This window comes from Streptomyces sp. Pv4-95, from assembly GCF_045782725.1.
Taxonomy (GTDB): domain Bacteria; phylum Actinomycetota; class Actinomycetes; order Streptomycetales; family Streptomycetaceae; genus Streptomyces.
Genome location: NZ_CP127172.1, coordinates 6,727,379 through 6,743,812, shown reverse-complemented (window position 1 = coordinate 6,743,812; position 16,434 = coordinate 6,727,379). Strand labels below are relative to the sequence as shown.

Annotated in this window: 15 protein-coding genes; 6 read left to right on the top strand and 9 right to left on the bottom strand. The window is 73.2% G+C overall.

Translation table 11 applies throughout. From position 1 onward, the window contains the following. Positions 1–324: 324 nt before the first annotated feature. Positions 325–708, top strand: coding sequence for a DUF1844 domain-containing protein (locus tag QOM21_RS29510; RefSeq protein ID WP_407554055.1), 384 nt, complete (start codon positions 325–327; stop codon positions 706–708). A gap of 148 nt (positions 709–856) precedes the next feature. Here QOM21_RS29510 and QOM21_RS29505 read toward each other — a convergent pair whose 3' ends face one another. The 4 genes from QOM21_RS29505 to QOM21_RS29490 form a co-directional block, all read right to left on the bottom strand. Further along, positions 857–1,609 (bottom strand): aquaporin, encoded by a 753-nt coding sequence (locus QOM21_RS29505; RefSeq protein WP_407554054.1) that lies wholly within the window; start codon positions 1,607–1,609, stop codon positions 857–859. Positions 1,610–1,726: 117 nt separating this feature from the next. Beyond that, entirely contained in the window at positions 1,727–2,458 is a 732-nt protein-coding gene (locus QOM21_RS29500; protein ID WP_407554053.1) for an SseB family protein, read from the bottom strand. 73 nt (positions 2,459–2,531) lie between these two features. Next, positions 2,532–3,698, bottom strand: a complete 1,167-nt coding sequence (mycP, locus tag QOM21_RS29495) for a type VII secretion-associated serine protease mycosin (RefSeq protein ID WP_407554052.1) — start codon at positions 3,696–3,698, stop codon at positions 2,532–2,534. Beyond that, the gene (locus QOM21_RS29490; RefSeq protein WP_407554051.1) at positions 3,695–5,068 is read right to left on the bottom strand and encodes a hypothetical protein; all 1,374 of its coding nucleotides are present in this window, start codon (positions 5,066–5,068) and stop codon (positions 3,695–3,697) included. Before QOM21_RS29490 ends, mycP begins: the two co-directional genes overlap by 4 nt. Positions 5,069–5,270: 202 nt before the next feature. Here QOM21_RS29490 and QOM21_RS29485 point away from each other — a divergent pair, with 202 nt between their 5' ends. Next, positions 5,271–6,488 (top strand): amino acid deaminase/aldolase, encoded by a 1,218-nt coding sequence (locus QOM21_RS29485; protein ID WP_407554050.1) that lies wholly within the window; start codon positions 5,271–5,273, stop codon positions 6,486–6,488. A gap of 43 nt (positions 6,489–6,531) precedes the next feature. Here QOM21_RS29485 and QOM21_RS29480 read toward each other — a convergent pair whose 3' ends face one another. The 4 genes from QOM21_RS29480 to QOM21_RS29465 form a co-directional block, all read right to left on the bottom strand. Beyond that, on the bottom strand, positions 6,532–7,848 hold the full coding sequence (locus tag QOM21_RS29480; protein WP_407554048.1) for a haloacid dehalogenase-like hydrolase: 1,317 nt from the start codon (positions 7,846–7,848) through the stop codon (positions 6,532–6,534). Between the two features lie 183 nt (positions 7,849–8,031). Beyond that, the gene (locus QOM21_RS29475; RefSeq protein ID WP_407554046.1) at positions 8,032–8,844 is read right to left on the bottom strand and encodes a 3-oxoacyl-ACP reductase; all 813 of its coding nucleotides are present in this window, start codon (positions 8,842–8,844) and stop codon (positions 8,032–8,034) included. 1 nt (position 8,845) lies between these two features. After that, complete coding sequence (locus QOM21_RS29470) at positions 8,846–10,222, bottom strand: aldehyde dehydrogenase family protein (RefSeq protein WP_407554044.1); 1,377 nt, start codon at positions 10,220–10,222, stop codon at positions 8,846–8,848. Between the two features lie 10 nt (positions 10,223–10,232). Beyond that, positions 10,233–11,621 carry a glutamine synthetase family protein gene (locus QOM21_RS29465; RefSeq protein ID WP_407554043.1) on the bottom strand — a complete coding sequence of 463 codons (1,389 nt, stop codon included), beginning with the start codon at positions 11,619–11,621 and terminating at the stop codon, positions 10,233–10,235. Between the two features lie 73 nt (positions 11,622–11,694). On the opposite strand from QOM21_RS29465, the gene QOM21_RS29460 reads away from it, so the two are divergent. The 4 genes from QOM21_RS29460 to QOM21_RS29445 all read left to right on the top strand — a co-directional run bounded on the left by QOM21_RS29460 (position 11,695) and on the right by QOM21_RS29445 (position 15,827). Continuing rightward, positions 11,695–12,426 carry a FadR/GntR family transcriptional regulator gene (locus tag QOM21_RS29460; protein ID WP_407554041.1) on the top strand — a complete coding sequence of 244 codons (732 nt, stop codon included), beginning with the start codon at positions 11,695–11,697 and terminating at the stop codon, positions 12,424–12,426. A gap of 100 nt (positions 12,427–12,526) precedes the next feature. Then, positions 12,527–13,999: an ethanolamine permease gene (gene eat / locus QOM21_RS29455; protein WP_407554039.1), complete on the top strand. Its 1,473-nt coding sequence runs from the start codon at positions 12,527–12,529 to the stop codon at positions 13,997–13,999. A 66-nt stretch (positions 14,000–14,065) separates the two neighbouring features. Then, positions 14,066–14,752 (top strand): gamma-glutamyl-gamma-aminobutyrate hydrolase family protein, encoded by a 687-nt coding sequence (locus QOM21_RS29450; protein WP_407554038.1) that lies wholly within the window; start codon positions 14,066–14,068, stop codon positions 14,750–14,752. A 55-nt stretch (positions 14,753–14,807) separates the two neighbouring features. After that, complete coding sequence (locus tag QOM21_RS29445; protein ID WP_407554037.1) at positions 14,808–15,827, top strand: methyltransferase; 1,020 nt, start codon at positions 14,808–14,810, stop codon at positions 15,825–15,827. 28 nt (positions 15,828–15,855) lie between these two features. On the opposite strand, the gene QOM21_RS29440 is transcribed toward QOM21_RS29445, so the two are convergent. Further along, the gene (locus QOM21_RS29440) at positions 15,856–16,434 is read right to left on the bottom strand and encodes a helix-turn-helix domain-containing protein (RefSeq protein WP_407554035.1); all 579 of its coding nucleotides are present in this window, start codon (positions 16,432–16,434) and stop codon (positions 15,856–15,858) included.

The following is a 16,434-nucleotide window of genomic DNA, read 5'->3' as shown; positions in this document are numbered from 1 at the left end:
CGGACGGGACACAGGCGGGGCTCCGTAAAAGGTTCAGGAGCACCGCCGCGAATGTCTCCGCGGGGCGCAGCCAGACCGTTGACCCGCCGGCCCGGAGGTCGGTGCGGGTGGGAGATCGGAGCCTCCACTTGTGGGCCGGTCACATGAGTGTCCGGCCGGTCGGAGCACCAGAATACACGAGTCCAGGAGCGATACCCACTCGTGTGCCGGTGGGGAGGCCGATCCACGGGGCTCCACGAGGCACCGTAGTCCCGGACGCGGGGCCGGGAGGCGCGGGCCATAGTCTGGACGCGATCCCCTCAGCAGGAAGTGAAGCCCGAAGACATGAGCGACCAGACCCCGCAGCAGCAGCCCGACGCCTCGAACCCGGCGGAGCCGGACTTCGACGCGATGACCCGTGACATCGCGGATGTGCCGGCGGTCGAGGTGATCACGACGGTCGCGGTGCACCTGATGAGCTCGGCGGCGGTCAACCTCGGTCTCGCCGAGGAGGGCGAGGCGCACAAGGACCTGGACGAGGCACGCAAGCTCATCCAGGCACTGGCGGGGCTGGTCACGGCCAGCGCCACCGAGATCGGCTCGTACCACGCGGCGCCGCTGCGGGACGGGCTGAAGTCCCTGCAGCTGGCCTTCCGCGAGGCGTCCGTCGTCCCCGACGAGCCCGGCCAGGGCCCCGGCGAGAAGTACACCGGGCCCGTCCACGGCTGATCCGCCGGCGTCATACCCGGCGAAATGCCCGGCACAATACCCAGCAAATACCCAGCAAAGGAGCCCCGGCCGCCACGGCCGGGGCTCCTTGCATGCGGGGAGCGGAGCGCGCACAGAGAGCAGCCGGCCCGGGCCCGTGTCGGGCCCGTCAGGCCCGTGCGCCGGGCTTCGGCTCGTCGGGGGACGCCTTGTCCGCGACGACGCGCGGCTCCAGCGGCGGATGGGTGATCTGGTGCACCACGGCCGCCAGCGCGCCGCCGATCAGCGGCGCGACGATGAACAGCCACAGCTGGGTGATGGCCGCGCCGCCCGCGAACAAGGCCGGGCCGATGCTTCGCGCCGGGTTCACCGAGGTGCCGTCAAGCGGGATGCCGAAGAGGTGGACGGTGGCCAGTGCCAGGCCGATGGGCAGACCGTCGAAGCCGATGACGGCCACCTTGTGGGTCACCGCCAGCACGACGAAGACGAAGACGAAGGTCATCACGATCTCCGCGACGAACGCGCCGCCGAGGTTGATGTTCACCGCGGAGCGGTCGCCCCAGCCGTTCGTGCCGAAGGCGCCGTCGGTGGCCAGACCGGGCACCTGCTTGGCGATCAGGAACAGTACGGCGGCGCCGACGATGCCGCCGACCACCTGGGCGATCCAGTACTCGATCGCGGCACGGAGCGTGATGCGGTGGGCCAGCAGCATGCCGAGGGTCACCGCGGGGTTGATGTGGCAACCCGAGATCGGGCCGAGGGCATAGGCCAGTGCCAGCATGGTGAAGCCGAAGGCCAGGGCGATGCCGAAGGTGCCGATGTACTCGCCCGCCAGCACTGCCGAGCCGACGGCGAACAACACCAGGAGCAGCGTGCCGAGGAATTCCGTTACGAGCGTGCGGGTCTCCGTGGTGGTCTCCATGTGGGGCCCTCCTCGCGTGGATCTTGAGCTCTCCTGGAGATTGTGCGGCCGAGGAGGCGAACGCGCCCGTTGGCGAGGAGGGCCGCGCGGGGAGATCCGCGAGCGGTGCCCGGTGCGTCAGCGGCGGTAGAGGGGCTTCTCCGCCGCGCCGGCGCCGGGCGGCAGAAGGGCCAGGTCAAGGCCGCGGACGAGGCGGTCGCGCAGCACCTCGTCCTCTGCCAGCGACCGCGCCAGGCGCCGGGCCACCTCGCCGGTATCGGCGTCGGGGGCCAGGCCGAGGGCGAGGGTGGCGTCGGTTTCCTCGGAGGGGGCGAGATGGGCGACAAGGACGCCGGGCTCGGCGGCGAGCAGGGCGCGCAGCGCGTCCGCGACGGCCGGGTCGGTGAGCGGGTCCGCGCTGGTCCGGCCCTCGGCGAGGGCCCGCAGGGCGGCGCCGGTGAGCTGGTAGGTCACCGGGCCCGCCAGGTCGAGGACGACGGTGTCGGCCTTCTCGTGCGAAGCGGCGAGCAGCGCCTGCTGGAGGGGTACGGCCACGGGGCGGGCGTCCGGGCGCCAGCGCTGGAGGGACTCCATCGAGGTGAAGGCGGGCAGTGCGCGGCGGCCGTCCGGGGCCTGGAGGGTGGGGACGGCCATATCGCTGGTCTTCTCGCGCCGCAGCCCGTCCGGCCCGGTCTCGGTCTCTCCCAGTACGGCCACCACGGGGACGAGCACGCGCGCGCCGGCCAGGGCCGACAGCAGCTGCGCCTCGGCGCCGCGGTCGGTGGCGTAGGCCGAAAGGGCGGCGGCGAGCGCGGGATCCGCGGAGCCGTCGTCGTCGGAGAAGCCGGGGTCGGGGATGTTCTTCTGCACCGGTCGAGCCTATCTGCTCGGCCCTGGGCGGACGGCTGGAGGTGCCGGGGTCCGGTGGGGCCTCCGGGGGCCGTCAGCGGTGGCGGGCGCGCCAGAGGACCGCGGCGGTGGCCAGGAGGGCGATCCCTGCGGCTCCGGCGGTCCAGGGGAGCCAGGGAATGCTGCCGGTGTCCTCGGATTCGGCGGTCGGGCCGGGCCCGAAATAGCGGTGTGTGTAAGCGGCGGCCGCCGGCTTCTGGGGGGTCGGCTTCAGGCTCCGGCCGGCCTTGATGGCGGCGGCCGGGTCGATCAGGCCGGCGCCGAAGTCGTCGTCGCGTCCGCCCTCGGGGGCGTTCTGCGCGGTGTCGGTGAGCAGCCGGCGGACCTGCGCCGGGCTGAGGTCCGGGTGTACGGAGCGGATCAGGGCGACGGCGCCGGAGGCGAAGGCGGCCGCCGCGCTGGTGCCCCAGCCCTCGTAGTACGTGCGGTCCGGGTTGGCGATGACGATCTGCCTGCCGGGCGCGGAGACCGTGGCGTACCAGTGGCGGGTGGAGAACGGCGCGCGGGCACCCTTGCGGTCGACGGCGGTGACCGCGATGACGCCCGGGTAGGCGGCGGGGTACGAGGCCGGGGAGCCGTTCTTGCCGCCGTTGCCCGCGGACGCGACGACGGAGACGCCCTTGCCGAGCGCGTACTGGATGGCGGCGTCCTCACGCGGCTCGGGGTGGGCGGACTCGCTGTCGTCGCCCAGGGAGAGGTTGATGACGTCGGCGCCGTGGTCGGCGGCCCAGCGGATGCCGTCGGCGAGCGCCCCGGCCTTCTCCGTGCGGGCCCGGTTGCGCTGCGGGTCGCTGTCTTCGAGGATCACCCGGACCGGCAGGATCTTCGCCTCGGGGGCGATGCCGAGAACGCCGTCCCCTCGACCGGCGCCATGGCCGTGACCTGCGATGATGCCGGACATGGCGGTGCCGTGCTGCGCCCAGGACCGGTCGCCGGGCCCGGCGCCGAAGCCGACGAGGTCGGTCTCCGGCAGCACCTGTCCCTTGAGGTCGGGGTGGTTGGCGTCCACGCCGGTGTCGAGGACGGCGACGGTGACCCCGTCGCCCTTGGTGGTGCGCCAGGCGTCCTGGGCGTGCACGGCTTCCAGGGCCCACTCCTGGACGCGGATGCCGTCGGCGGCACGGGCGGGGACGGCGGGCAGCACGGCGAGTCCGGCGGAGGCCAGCGTGAGCGCAGTGCCGCGCAGCAGGGCCTTGGTCACGGCGACTCCTCCGTTGCCTGGGTGGGGACGCCCGCCGCCTTGCGGAAGGCGGCCTCCACCCGGTCCGCGATGTTCTTGGCGTCGTGGCCGAGACCGGACTCGCCGGGGGCGGTCGTGACCCCTTCCCGGACCGCTTCCTCGGCGGACTGCGGGTCGGTGACCTTGCGGCCGTCGGCGAAGCCGGAGACGGCGTAGACGACGACGGGTACGTCGGTGAGGATCCGCACCGTCCAGCTGGTGCGCTGGTCGGGCCCGAAGTCCGCGGCGGGGGTGCCCTTGGCGGCGTACGGCAGGGGCATCAGGTCGGTGCGGCTGCCCAGGCCGCCGGTGCTGAAGCGGGTGTTGAGCGCCAGCATGGCGGTCCGGTCCGCCTTGGTGGTCAGCGCCCCGACGGTGATGACGTGGCTGCGGGTGGCGTCGAGGTAGGTGGCGCGCAGCAGGCGGCCGCAGCCCGCCGGGGCGAGCGCCTTGGCGAGCTGCGGGTCGAAGCCGCCCGTGCAGCCGCTGTCGGGGGCGACGGCGATCCTGGTCCAGCGGCGGTCGGCGCCGCCTGGGCCGAGGCCGAGGCCGTTGAGGACGCGGGGGAAGAGCGTGTCGACGGGGGTGGCGTGCCAGACGTCGTGACCCTTGTCGAACGCGGCCTCCGCGGTGGGGGGCACCTCGGCGCCCTCGGTGAGCCAACTCCCGGCGAACGCGCCGAAGACGAGGCCGACGCCGAGCACGAGACAGGCCACCGAGGCGAGCACGCGCCCGCCGGGCCCGCGGCCCGCGGACGGACGGCTCGGCGGCACGGCCGGCATGCCCGGCATGCCCGGTGCCGGGGCAACTCCCTGCGGCGGAAGAGGCGTTCGCGGCCAGGGCGCCTCGGTCGGGCGCTCGGGGGCGGGGGGCGGCGGAGCGGCGCCCGGCCCGGCGGGCGGGGCGGCGGAGCGCCGGGGAGCGGGCTGCGGGTCGGCGGCGGGGCGGGAGTCACGGCCGCCACCCCACAGCTCCTGACTGTTGGCCAGGTGGAAGGCGGCGGTGTCCCGGAACGAGGCGGGGCGGCCCGCGGGGGCCTGCGGCGCGGCGGGCCGGTCCGCGGGCGACTCGACCCGGGGGCGGGGCGGCACGGGCGGCGGCACGGTCGGGCGGGGCGGAGCGGCGGGGGCGGCAGCCTGAGGCGCGGGGGCCGTGCCGCGCGGGGGCTCGGACGGCGCGGGCGGCGCGGTCGCGGGCGGTGCGGCCGGCGGCGGCGGGACGGACGGGTCGGCGGGCACCGGGCGCAGGACCGTGGTCTGCGGGTCCTCGTCGGGGGTGGCGGGCCGCCGGGGAGGCTGCGGGGGTATGGGCGGGACGCGGTGCGCGTCGGCGTAATCGGCGTCGGTGCTCACCCGCGCTCCCCCTCGCGCCGTGTCCCCGCCGCGATCCGCAATGGGGGCAGGGTGGTTCGTATCCGGACATCACGCCACTGACCTGCTGGTTGTGACGTCCGGCCACTCTACGGGCAGGTGCGGCCGCTCCTCCAACCCTGTGTCCACTCTGTCGCGATCCCTCCCCCTACCCAGTGGTAGGCGTCTCTGGCAGGCTGCGGCCATGCCCCAGTACCCCGCCGACGCGTATGGCGACAAAGCCCGTTACTCCCGGGCCACCGCCCACCTCGACGCCCCGCTGGCAGTCGTCGATCTGCCGGCCTTCGACGCCAACGCCGCGGATCTGGTGCGCCGTTCGAAGGGCAAGCCGATCCGGGTGGCGAGCAAATCGGTGCGCTGCCGGGCACTGCTGGAGAGGGTGCTGGCACGGGACGGCTTCGCGGGAATCATGAGCTTCACGCTGGGTGAGTCGCTGTGGCTGGCACGCTCGGGCTTCACCGACATCCTGCTGGCGTACCCGTCGGCGGACCGGGCCGGATACGCCGAGCTGACCGCCGACCCGAAGCTCGCCGGGTCGGTGACGGTGATGGTCGACGACCCGGTGCAGCTGGAGCTGATCGACGCGGCCCGGCCGGCCGGCGGTGGCGAGGAGGTGCGGGTCTGTCTGGAACTGGACACCTCCTACCGCGTGCTGGGCGGAAAGGTGCGGGTGGGAGCCCGGCGCTCACCGCTGCGCGCTCCCGCCCAACTCGCCGCGCTGGCACGTACCGTGGCGCGCCGCCCCGGCTTCCGGCTGGTGGGCCTGATGGCCTACGAGGGGCATGTGGCGGGTGTGGGCGACGAGGTGGCCGGCAAGCCGGTCTTCTCACGGGCCATCCGGGTGATGCAGGCGGCGGCCCGCAAGGAGCTGGCGCAGCGGCGTTGGGAGGCCGTGCGGGCGGTGCGGGCGGTGGCGCCGGGGCTGGAGTTCGTCAACGGCGGCGGCACCGGCAGCGTGCAGCACACGGCGGCGGAGGCGGCGGTCACCGAGATCGCGGCCGGGTCGGGGCTCTACGTGCCGCGGCTGTTCGACAACTTCCGCTCGTTCAGCGGGCGTCCGGCGGCGCTGTTCGCCCAGCCGGTGGTGCGCCGGCCCGGCCCGGGGGTGGTGACCGTACTGGGCGGCGGGTATCCGGCGTCGGGTGCGGCGGGGGCCGACCGGCTGCCGGTGCCGTACCTCCCGGCGGGGCTGTCCTACGACCCGCAGGAGGGGCCCGGCGAGGTACAGACCCCGCTGCTGGGGCCGGCCGCCGACACGCTGCGGATCGGCGACAAAGTGTGGTTCCGGCACGCGAAGGCCGGTGAGCTGTGCGAGCGCTTCGCCGCGCTGCATCTGATCGACGGGGACCGGGTGGTGGAGACGGTGCCGACGTACCGCGGCGAGGGGCACACCTTCCTGTGAGCGGCCGGGCCGCGCCGGTGGTGGCCGGCGCGGCCCGTCGCCGTCAGCCGTGGATGCGGTCGCGCTGGTCGGGCACGACGGTGCCGTCGGGGCGGCGCACCGGGCCGAGGACGCCGTCGGTGTTGATGTAGGCGGCCGTGGCGCAGGGGTAGCTACCGGACTTGCGGGGCAGCGGCTCGATGAACATCGGGTTGACCACCCAGCGGTCGTCGGCGTTGTCGTAGCCGCGGCACATCAGTTCGTTCTTGTTGCGGTTGATGGCCAGGTGGGCGCCGGTGGCGTCGTTCACGAACGTCACATCGGTGTCGGCGTCGCCGCCGCCGAGCGCGATGCGGTGCGCGGGGTCCTGCAGGCGCCATGCCTCGGCGCCCTTGATGTGGAAGATCTCCTGGTTGATCCAGCAGCGCTTGCCGTCGATGTACGGGATCGCCTCGCCCTTGGAGTCGGGGACGTCGCCGCAGCCCTGCATGCCGTAGGTGATCTTGCCGTGGTCGAGCAGGCTGCGGATGGCGATGGTGTGGTCCCGGTCGAAGCCGACCGACTCCGACCACACCTCGGTGACCGGCTCGGACCCGGCGGAGACGATGTAGACGTCGAAGCCGGCCCGCCGCAGGGTGCGCACCAGGTCCTTCTGCTGGGCGTAGTAGCGCACGTAGGCGGGGACGGTGTGGGTGCCGATCTTCTGGGTGCTGCCCACCGGCGCGGCGAGCGCGGCCTTACGCCCGGCGGCGGCGTAGGAGCGGAGTTCGGCGTCGGTGTGACCGGCGAACAGCTGCGGCACCCAGGCGTATTCGGGCACCGTGTGCCGGTGGTTCCAGGTGCCGGCGAAGGCTTCCTCTCCTCCCATGGTCCTGGCTTCGCCGCGGATTTCCAGGATCTCGTCGGCGCAGTCGGCGTCGGTGGAGGTGGGCAGCGGTGCGCCGACCGGTACGGAGGTGCCGCAGGCCGCGGTCAGGGCGCGGTCGGCCGCCGGGGTCAGCCACTTGCTGGTGTCGCGCCAGCGTGCGGGGCGCAGGATCTTGTCGTGCAGCAGGGACCAGTCGATCGTCGCGTCGGTGACGTCGTTCTTGGTCATGGTGTTGTCCCAGTCGAACGCGGCGACGGGGGCACGTCCGTGGCCGTCGGCGAGGCCGGGGTTGCCGCAGGTGCCGCGCTCGTCGATGGTGCGTTGCAGCTTGGCCCGGTTGTGGCCGTACCACGTCAGGTCCTTGGAGAGCTGCGGGCAGTGCGTGGCGTTCCGGGCCGCGGGGGTGCCCTGGACGGGCGCCGCACGGTGGGAGGCGGCCGCGGTGGCCGGCACGCTGCCGGCGAGGAGCGCGGTGAGGGTGAGGCCCAGGGTGAGGGCGCGCCTGTTGCGCATGGATGCTCCGATGTCCGGGGGCGGTCAACAGCGGGAAGCGGCGGGACCGGCACCTTTCGGCGCCGGTCCCGTCATGCGTGGTGCGGTTGTGCGTGTGCGGTTCTGCGTGTGCGGTTCTGCGTGGTGCGTGTGGTGCGGGTGGTCTTCCGGTGTGGCGCGTCGGGTGACTTTACCCAGCCGGGCCTAGACGGGCGTCACATACGCACCGGCGATCCCGCCGTCCACCAGGAATTCGGCGGCGTTGACGAAGGAGGAGTCGTCGCTGGCGAGGAAGGCCACCGCGGCGGCGATCTCCTCCGGCTCGGCGAACCGGCCGACCGGGACGTGCACCAGGCGACGGGCGGCCCGCTCCGGGTCCTTGGCGAACAGCTCCTTCAGCAGCGGGGTGTTGACCGGCCCGGGGCACAGGGCGTTGACCCGGATGCCCTCGCGGGCGAACTGCACGCCCAGTTCGCGGGACATCGACAGCACGCCGCCCTTGGAGGCGGTGTAGCTGATCTGCGAGGTGGCAGCGCCCATCACGGCGACGAAGGAGGCGGTGTTGATGATGGAGCCGCGCCGCTGGTCGCGCATGTAGGGCAGGGCGTACTTGCAGCAGAGGTAGACCGAGGTGAGGTTGACCTCCTGGACCCGCTTCCAGGCGTCCAGGCCGGTGGTGAGGATCGAGTCGTCGTCGGCGGGCGAGATGCCGGCGTTGTTGAAGGCGATGTCGACCGAGCCGTAGGTCTCGAAGGCGGTCCGGTAGAGCGCCTCGACCTGCTCGGCGTCGGTCACGTCGACCTGGACGAAGGTGCCGCCGACCTCGTCGGCGGCCGCCTTGCCCGCGGTGTCGTCGATGTCGGCGCAGACGATGTTGGCGCCTTCGGAGGCGAGCCGGCGGGCGGTGGCCAGGCCGATCCCGCTGCCGGCTCCGGTGATCACTGCGGTGCGGCCGACCAGGCGGCGGCACACGGGGGCCGTCTCGGCCGAGGGCGCGGGGAGGGTCGGGTCGGTCACTTCAGTGCTCCTCGGTGCTGATGAAGACGTTCTTCGTCTCGGTGAAGGCGGACAGTGCGTCCGGGCCCAGCTCGCGGCCGAGTCCGGACTGCTTGAACCCGCCGAAGGGGGTCCAATAGCGCACGCTGCTGTGGGAGTTGACGGAGAGGTTGCCGGCCGCGACGGCACGCGAGACGCGGATCGCGCGGCTGACGTCGCGGGTCCACAGGGAGCCGGAGAGGCCGTAGTCGGTGGCGTTGGCGATCCGGACCGCGTCGGCCTCGTCGTCGAAGGGGATGACGACGGCGACCGGCCCGAAGATCTCCTCGATGGCCGTACGGTCCTCCGGCCGCCCCTCCAGGACGGTGGCCGGGTACCAGAAGCCCTTGCCCGCGGGCGCCTCGCCGCGGATGGCGGCGGGGGCGTCCTCGGGTACGTAGGACCGCACGCGCTCGCGCTGGGCCGCGGAGATCAGCGGTCCCATCTGGGTCGCCGGGTCCGCCGGGTCGCCGACCACGAACGCCTTGACCGCCGGTTCCAGCAGTTCCATGTAGCGGTCGTAGACCTGGCGCTGGACGAGGATGCGGCTGCGGGCGCAGCAGTCCTGTCCGGTGTTGTCGAGGAAGGAGCCCGGTGTGGCGGCGGCCGCGGCCTCGATGTCGGCGTCGGCGAAGACGATGTTGGGGCTCTTGCCGCCGAGTTCCAGGGTCAGCCGCTTGGTCTGCTCCGCGCAGCGGGCGGCGATGCCCCGGCCGGTGGCGGTGGACCCGGTGAAGACGATCTTGGCGACGCCGGGGTGGTCGACGAGCGCGGTGCCGGTGACCGGCCCCTCGCCCGGCAGCACCTGGAAGAGCCCCTCGGGGAGCCCCGCGTCCAGCGCGTACTGGGCGAGCCGGAGGGCGGTGAGCGGTGTGGTCTCGGCAGGCTTGAGCAGGACGGCGTTACCGGCCGCGAGCGCGGGGGCGGTGCCCCAGGCGGCGATCGGCATCGGGAAGTTCCAGGGGGCGATGACGCCGACGACGCCCAGCGGCTCCTGGAGGGTGATGTTCAGTCCGCCCGCGACCGGGATCTGGGTGCCGGTCAGGCGCTCCACTCCCCCTGCGGCGTAGTGCAGCAGGTCGCGGACGTTGCCCGCCTCCCACTCGGCGTTGCCCAGCGGGTGGCCGGCCTCCTGGAGCTCCAGCTCGGCCAGCGGGCGGATGTTGGCCTCGACGACGTCGGCGAACCGGCGCAGTATCCGGGCCCGTTCGCCCGGCGCGAGGGCGGCCCATTTCGGCTGGGCGGCGGTGGCCCGCCGGACCGCGGCGTCGACCTCGGCGGGGGAGGTGGTGGGGACGGTGGCCACCACCTCCTCGGTCGCCGGGTTGATGATGTTCAGCTCGTGCAGACCATCGGACACGTGTGGTTCCTTACATGCGCTCGAAGGAGCGGAAGCGCTCCCAGTCCGTGACGGCCGCGTCGTAGGCGTTCTGCTCGACACGGGCCATGTGGCGGTAGTGGTCGACGACCTCGTCGCCGAAGGCCGCACGGGCGATCGGGCTGTTCTCCCACAGCTCGGCGGCCTCACGCAGCGTGGTGGGCACGTGCGCGGCGTCGCCGGTGTAGGCGTTGCCGGTGGTCGCCTCGGGGAGTTCCAGCTCGTGTTCTATTCCGTACAGGCCGGCCGCGACCATCGCGGCCACCGCGAGGTAGGGGTTCACATCGCCGCCGGGCAGGCGGTTCTCCAGGCGGTGCGAGCGGCCGTGGCCGATGACCCGCAGGGCGCAGGTGCGGTTGTCCGGGCCCCAGGCGGCCGCGGTGGGCGCGAAGGAGCCGGGGCGGAAGCGCTTGTAGGAGTTGATGTTGGGGGCGTAGAAGAGCGTGAAGTCCCGCATCGCGGCGACCTGGCCCGCGAGGAAGTGGCGCATGGTCGACGACATGCCGTACGGGCCGTCGTCGTCGGCCAGTACGGGCCGGCCCTCGTCGTCCTGGAGGGAGAGGTGGATATGACAGGAGTTGCCCTCCCGCTCGTCGTACTTCGCCATGAAGGTGAGCGACATGCCCTCCTGCGCGGCGATCTCCTTGGCCCCGGTCTTGTAGATGCTGTGCTGGTCGCAGGTGGTGAGCGCCTCGTCGTAGACGAACACGATCTCGTGCTGGCCGAGGTTGCACTCACCCTTGGCGGACTCGACGGTCATGCCGGCCGCGCCCATCTCGTTGCGGATGCGGCGCAGCACGGGCTCCACGCGGCCGGTGCCCAGCACGGAGTAGTCGGCGTTGTACTGGTTGGCCGGGTTCATGTCGCGGTAGCCGCGCGACCAGCCGTCCTCGTAGGTGTCCTTGAAGAGCATGAACTCCAGCTCGGTGCCGGCGTACGCGCTCCAGCCGCTCCCGGTGCGCTCCAGGCCCGCCTCGCGCAGCCGGTCGAGCTGGCGGCGCAGGATCTGGCGGGGGGAGGCGACGACCGGCGAGCGGTCGTGCCAGGCCAGGTCGGCGGTGATCAGGGCGGTGCCCGGGTTCCAGGGGGTGCGGCGCAGGGTGGCGGTGTCGCCGTGCATCGCGAAGTCGCCGTAGCCGCGCTCCCAGGAGGACATCGCGTAGCCCTCGACGGTGTTGAGGTCCACGTCCACGGCGAGGAGGTAGTTGCAGCCCTCGGTGCCGTGTTCCAGGACGGTGTCGAGGAAGTAGCGGGCGGCGAACCGCTTGCCCTGGAGCCTGCCTTGCATATCGGTGAAGGCGAGGACGACAGTGTCGATCTCCCCGGCGTCGACGAGGACTCTCAGTTCCTCGACGGAGAGTGGGGGCGTGCGATCTGCCACGGTGTTGCCTCCTGTCACTGCATCCGGAGGTCATAAGGTAGGCACACGAACCATTGATTGGGAAGGGGTTCCGATGGACGGTGCGGCGGACCGGCTGGCGCCGGTGCTGCGACCCGTGCGGGCCGGCAACGGATTCGAGGAGGCCCTGGAGCAGATACTCCAGATCGTCCGGCTCGGCCTGGTGCCGCAGGGGGAACGGCTGCCCGCGGAGCGGGAGTTGGCCGAGCGCCTCCAGATCAGCCGGGTGACGCTGCGCGAGGTGCTCAAGGTGCTCCAGGACGAGGGCATGGTGGAGAGCAGGCGCGGCCGCTACGGCGGCACCTTCGTCCGCGTGCGCACGGAGAACCCGGGCGAGGCCGAGCTGCGGCGCCGGATCGGGAAGATCGACGTCGAGGACACCCTCCGCTTCCGGGAGGTGCTGGAGGTCGGGGCGGCCGGGCTGTGCGCCGCGCACGGGCTGTCCGCGGAAGGGGCCGACCGGCTGCGCTCGGCGCTCGCGGCGACGCAGGACGCCCCGCTGGCCGACTACCGCCGGCTCGACACCCTGCTGCATCTGACCCTCGCCGAGCTGTCCGGCTCGCCCTCGCTCGCGGCCCAGTACGCGGCGGTACGGGCGGGCGTGAACGATCTGCTGGACTGCATCCCGCTGCTGGTGCGGAACCTGGAGCACTCCCAGACCCAGCACTCCGCGCTGGTGGAGGCGGTGCTGGAGGGCGACGCCGACGGCGCCCGCGAGGTGATGCGCGAGCACTGCTGCGGCACCGCCGCGCTGCTGCGCGGATTCCTCACCGCGCCCACGGCGTAACAAGTCTTTTACGCATGGGTCTTGCGCCGACGCGGCAGGACAGCAAAGGTATGCGGCTAAACCTTTACTCCGGATTCCTTCGGCGAGGCAGGAGCGGCTCATGGCCGACAGCACCGACGCGCACACCGCACCGCCCGACCCGTCCACGGCCGGCTCGGGGCCGCCCGGGGACACCTACCTGGAGCGCCGGACCCTGCGGCGCGGCAGCGCGGGTCCGCTGCTGCTGACCGGCCTGGGTGTCGCCTATGTCGTCTCGGGTGACTTCTCGGGATGGAACAACGGCCTGGCGCAGGGCGGCTTCGGCGGCCTGGCCATCGCCGCCGTGCTGATGGGCCTGATGTACACCTGCCTGGTCTTCGCGCTGGCCGAGCTGGCCTCGATCCTGCCGACGGCGGGCGGCGGCTACGGCTTCGCCCGGCGCGCCCTGGGCACCTGGGGCGGCTTCCTGACCGGGACCGCCATCCTGATCGAATACGTGCTGGCGCCCGCCGCGATCTCCATCTTCATCGGGGACTACGTCGAGTCGCTGGGCCTGTTCGGCCTGCACTCCAGCTGGCCGGTCTACCTCGCCTGCTTCGTCATCTTCATCGGGATCCACCTGTGGGGCGTGGGCGAGGCGCTGCGCTTCAGCCTGATCGTCACCGCCGTCGCGGTCGCCGCCCTGGTCGTCTTCGCCCTGGCGGCGTTCACCGACTTCCATGTGGACACCCTCAACGACATACCCGTCCAGGAGGGCGCGTTCGGCGCCAACTCCTGGCTGCCGTTCGGCATTCTGGGCATCTGGGCGGCCTTCCCGTTCGGCATGTGGTTCTTCCTCGGCATCGAGGGAGTGCCGCTGGCCGCGGAGGAGACCAAGGATCCGGCCCGGGTCCTGCCGAAGGCGATGGCCGCCGCGATGGGCGTGCTGCTCCTGCTCGCGCTGATCACCTTCGTGGCCGCGACCGGGGCCCGCGGGTCCGCCGCGATCCAGTCCGTGGGCGACCCGCTGGTGCAGGCACTACAGCCGCAGGGCAAGCCGACGACGATCAGCCGGATCGTGAACTACGCGGGCCTCGCCGGTCTGGTGGCGTCCTTCTTCTCGCTGATCTTCGCCGGCTCCCGGCAGCTCTTCGCGCTCTCCCGGGCCGGCTACCTCCCCCGCTTCCTGTCCCTCACCAGCCGCCGCAAGGCGCCCTACCTCGGCCTGCTGGTCCCCGGCGCGCTGGGCTTCGGGCTCGCCGCGGCGACCGGCGACGGCGCCCGGATGCTCAATGTCGCGGTCTTCGGCGCGACCATCTCCTACGCCCTGATGTCGCTCTCCCACCTCGTGCTGCGCCGCCGCGAGCCCGGTCTGCACCGCCCGTACCGCACTCCCGGCGGCATGTGGACCTCGTCCATCGCGTTCGTCCTGGCCTGCTCCGCGCTGGTGGCGACGTTCCTGGTCGACAAGGAGGCCGCCTTCATCGCCCTCGGTGTGTACGCCGTGGCCATCGTCTACTTCGCCTGCTACTCCCGGCACCGGCTGGTGGCCGCGGCGCCCGAGGAGGAGTTCGCGGCACTGGCGGAGGCCGAGGCGGAACTCGCACGCGACTGACGCCGACCGGCCGCGGCGGCCGGCCGGTCCCGACCGAACCCTGTACGGACGCACGGAGGACCACCGATGTCCCAGCCCCTCATCGGCATCAGCACCTACCAGGAGGAGGCCCGGTGGGGGGTGTGGACCCTGCCCGCGGCGGTGCTGCCCGCGGGGTACCACCGGCTGGTGCAGCGCTCGGGCGGGCTGGCGGCGCTGCTGCCGCCCGACGCCCCCGCCACCGCCGCGGCGGCCGTCGCCCGGCTGGACGCCCTGGTGATCGCCGGCGGCGCGGATGTCGAACCGGCCCGCTACGGCGCCGAGCCGCACCCCAGGACCGGGCCGCCCGCGGTGGAACGCGACGCCTGGGAACTGGCGCTGATCGAGGCCGCGTTGGAGCGGGAGCTGCCGCTGCTGGGCATCTGCCGCGGGCTCCAGCTGCTGAACGTGGCGCGGGGCGGCACCCTCCTCCAGCACCTGGAGGGACACACCGGGCCGCCCGGCGTCTTCGGCCGGCACGACATCGAGCCGGTCCCCGGGACACAGCTGAGCAAGGCACTGCCCGAGCCGGTGTCCGTGCCGACGTACCACCACCAGGCGATCGACCGGCTCGGCAGCGGGCTGGTTCCCTCCGCGTACGCGCCGGACGGCACCATCGAGGCGGTGGAGCTGCCTCCGGAGGACCACGGCTTCGCGCTCGCCGTGCAGTGGCACCCGGAGGCCGGGGACGACACGCGGGTGATGGACGCACTGGTGACGGCGGCGCGCGGCTGATCCACTGGGACCGGGGCACGGCCGTCGGCGGCGTGCCAGGATCGCGAGGAGCCCGATGCCGCACCACCGGTCACCGAAGCGCCTGATGAAGATCGCCACCGGAGTGTGGGCCGCCAAGGCGCTCGCCGAGGCGACCCGGCTGGACCTGTTCTCCCAGCTGTCGGCGGCGCCGGGCGCCACCGCCGTCGAGGTCGCCGCCCGCAACGGTCTCGCCGAGCGCCCGGCCGAGCTGCTCCTCACCGCCTGCGCGGCGCTCGGCCTGCTGCGCCGCGTGGGCGACGGCTACGCCAACACCCCGGAGGCGGAGGAGTATCTGGTGCGCGGCCGGCCGGACTACTTCGGCGACGCCGTGCTCTCCCTGGACCGCCGCTACACCGGCTGGATGCGGCTGGAGGAGTCGCTGCGCACCGACTCCCCCACCAACTTCGACCCCGCGGCGAAGGAGTCCATGTTCGATCCGGAGGACACGGTGCTGACCGCGACCTTCTGGAAGAGCATGTACGCGCTCTCCGCCACCAGCGCCCGCGCGCTCGCCGCCGCGTACGACTTCTCCCCGGTGCACCTGCTGTTGGACGTCGGCGGCGGCGGGGCGGCGTACGACATCGAACTGTGCCGCGCCCACCCCGACCTGCGCTGCACCGTCCTGGACCTGCCGTTCGTCTGCGAACTGACCGGCGAGCGGGTCGCCGCGGCCGGGCTCGCGGACCGTATCGCCTGTGTGCCGGGCGACTTCCTGCACGACGCCGAACTGCCCGGCGGACACGACGCGGTGCTGCTCTCGCAGATCCTGCACGACTGGGACGAGGAGACCGGCCGGCTGATCCTCGCCAAGTGCTTCGCCGCGCTGCCGTCCGGCGGCCGGATCCTGATCAGCGAACTGCTGGTCGACGACAGCAAGGACGGGCCGCTGCTGCCGGCGCTGATGAGCCTGAACATGCTGGTGAGCACCTGGGGGCGGAACTACACGGCGGCGGAGTACGGCCGGTGGCTGGCGGACGCCGGGTTCGTGGACGTCACGACGGTGCGCTTCGAGGGCCCCGGCGCGGACGGTGCGGTGGTCGCGGTCAAGCCGTGACGGCGGGCCCGGCCGCACCGGCCGGAGCTCAGCCGCGGAAGTCGTCCGCGACCCCGACCAGCAGGACCCGGCTCTCGGGCACCAGGGACCGCCAGCGGTGGGTGACGCCCCCGGAGCAGTAGAGGGTGTCGCCCGGCCCCAGCCGGTGGCGGTCACCGTCCGCCTCCGCCTCCACCGCCCCCTCGATGACGTACATCAACTCGTCGTGCGGGTGCCGGAATTCGCGCTGCCAGTCGTGCCGGCCGGTGAACTCCAGGGCGTGCAGCTGCTGCCGGCCGCGCACCAGGGGCCGCACCCTGCCCCGGTCGCCGTCCTCGGGCACGGACGCCGAGCCGGCACGGACCACATCGACCGTGCGCGGCCCGTCGGAGGCGGCGAGCAGCTGTACCGCGGTGGTGCCGAGGGCGTCGGCGATCCGCTGGAGGGAACGCATGCTGGGGCGGGCCCGGTCGTTCTCGACCTGGCTCAGGAAGGGCGCCGACAGACCGGTCGCGCCGGCGAGCGCGGCCAGCGTCATGTCCTGGGCGCGGCGCCGCCTGCGCACCTCCGCACCGACCCGGGGCGCCTGCCCCGCTCCGTCCTGCGGAGTGTCCTGCGGTGCACTCAT

What these genes read in the sequence shown, in the direction of transcription:
- QOM21_RS29510 (WP_407554055.1), top strand. Translation starts at nt 325, where the DNA reads ATGAGCGACCAGACCCCGCAGCAGCAGCCCGACGCCTCGAACCCGGCG.
- QOM21_RS29505 (WP_407554054.1), bottom strand. Translation starts at nt 1,609, where the DNA reads ATGGAGACCACCACGGAGACCCGCACGCTCGTAACGGAATTCCTCGGC.
- QOM21_RS29485 (WP_407554050.1), top strand. Translation starts at nt 5,271, where the DNA reads ATGCCCCAGTACCCCGCCGACGCGTATGGCGACAAAGCCCGTTACTCC.
- QOM21_RS29480 (WP_407554048.1), bottom strand. Translation starts at nt 7,848, where the DNA reads ATGCGCAACAGGCGCGCCCTCACCCTGGGCCTCACCCTCACCGCGCTC.
- QOM21_RS29460 (WP_407554041.1), top strand. Translation starts at nt 11,695, where the DNA reads ATGGACGGTGCGGCGGACCGGCTGGCGCCGGTGCTGCGACCCGTGCGG.
- eat (WP_407554039.1), top strand. Translation starts at nt 12,527, where the DNA reads ATGGCCGACAGCACCGACGCGCACACCGCACCGCCCGACCCGTCCACG.
- QOM21_RS29450 (WP_407554038.1), top strand. Translation starts at nt 14,066, where the DNA reads ATGTCCCAGCCCCTCATCGGCATCAGCACCTACCAGGAGGAGGCCCGG.
- QOM21_RS29445 (WP_407554037.1), top strand. Translation starts at nt 14,808, where the DNA reads ATGCCGCACCACCGGTCACCGAAGCGCCTGATGAAGATCGCCACCGGA.
- QOM21_RS29440 (WP_407554035.1), bottom strand. Translation starts at nt 16,434, where the DNA reads ATGAGTGCACCGCAGGACACTCCGCAGGACGGAGCGGGGCAGGCGCCC.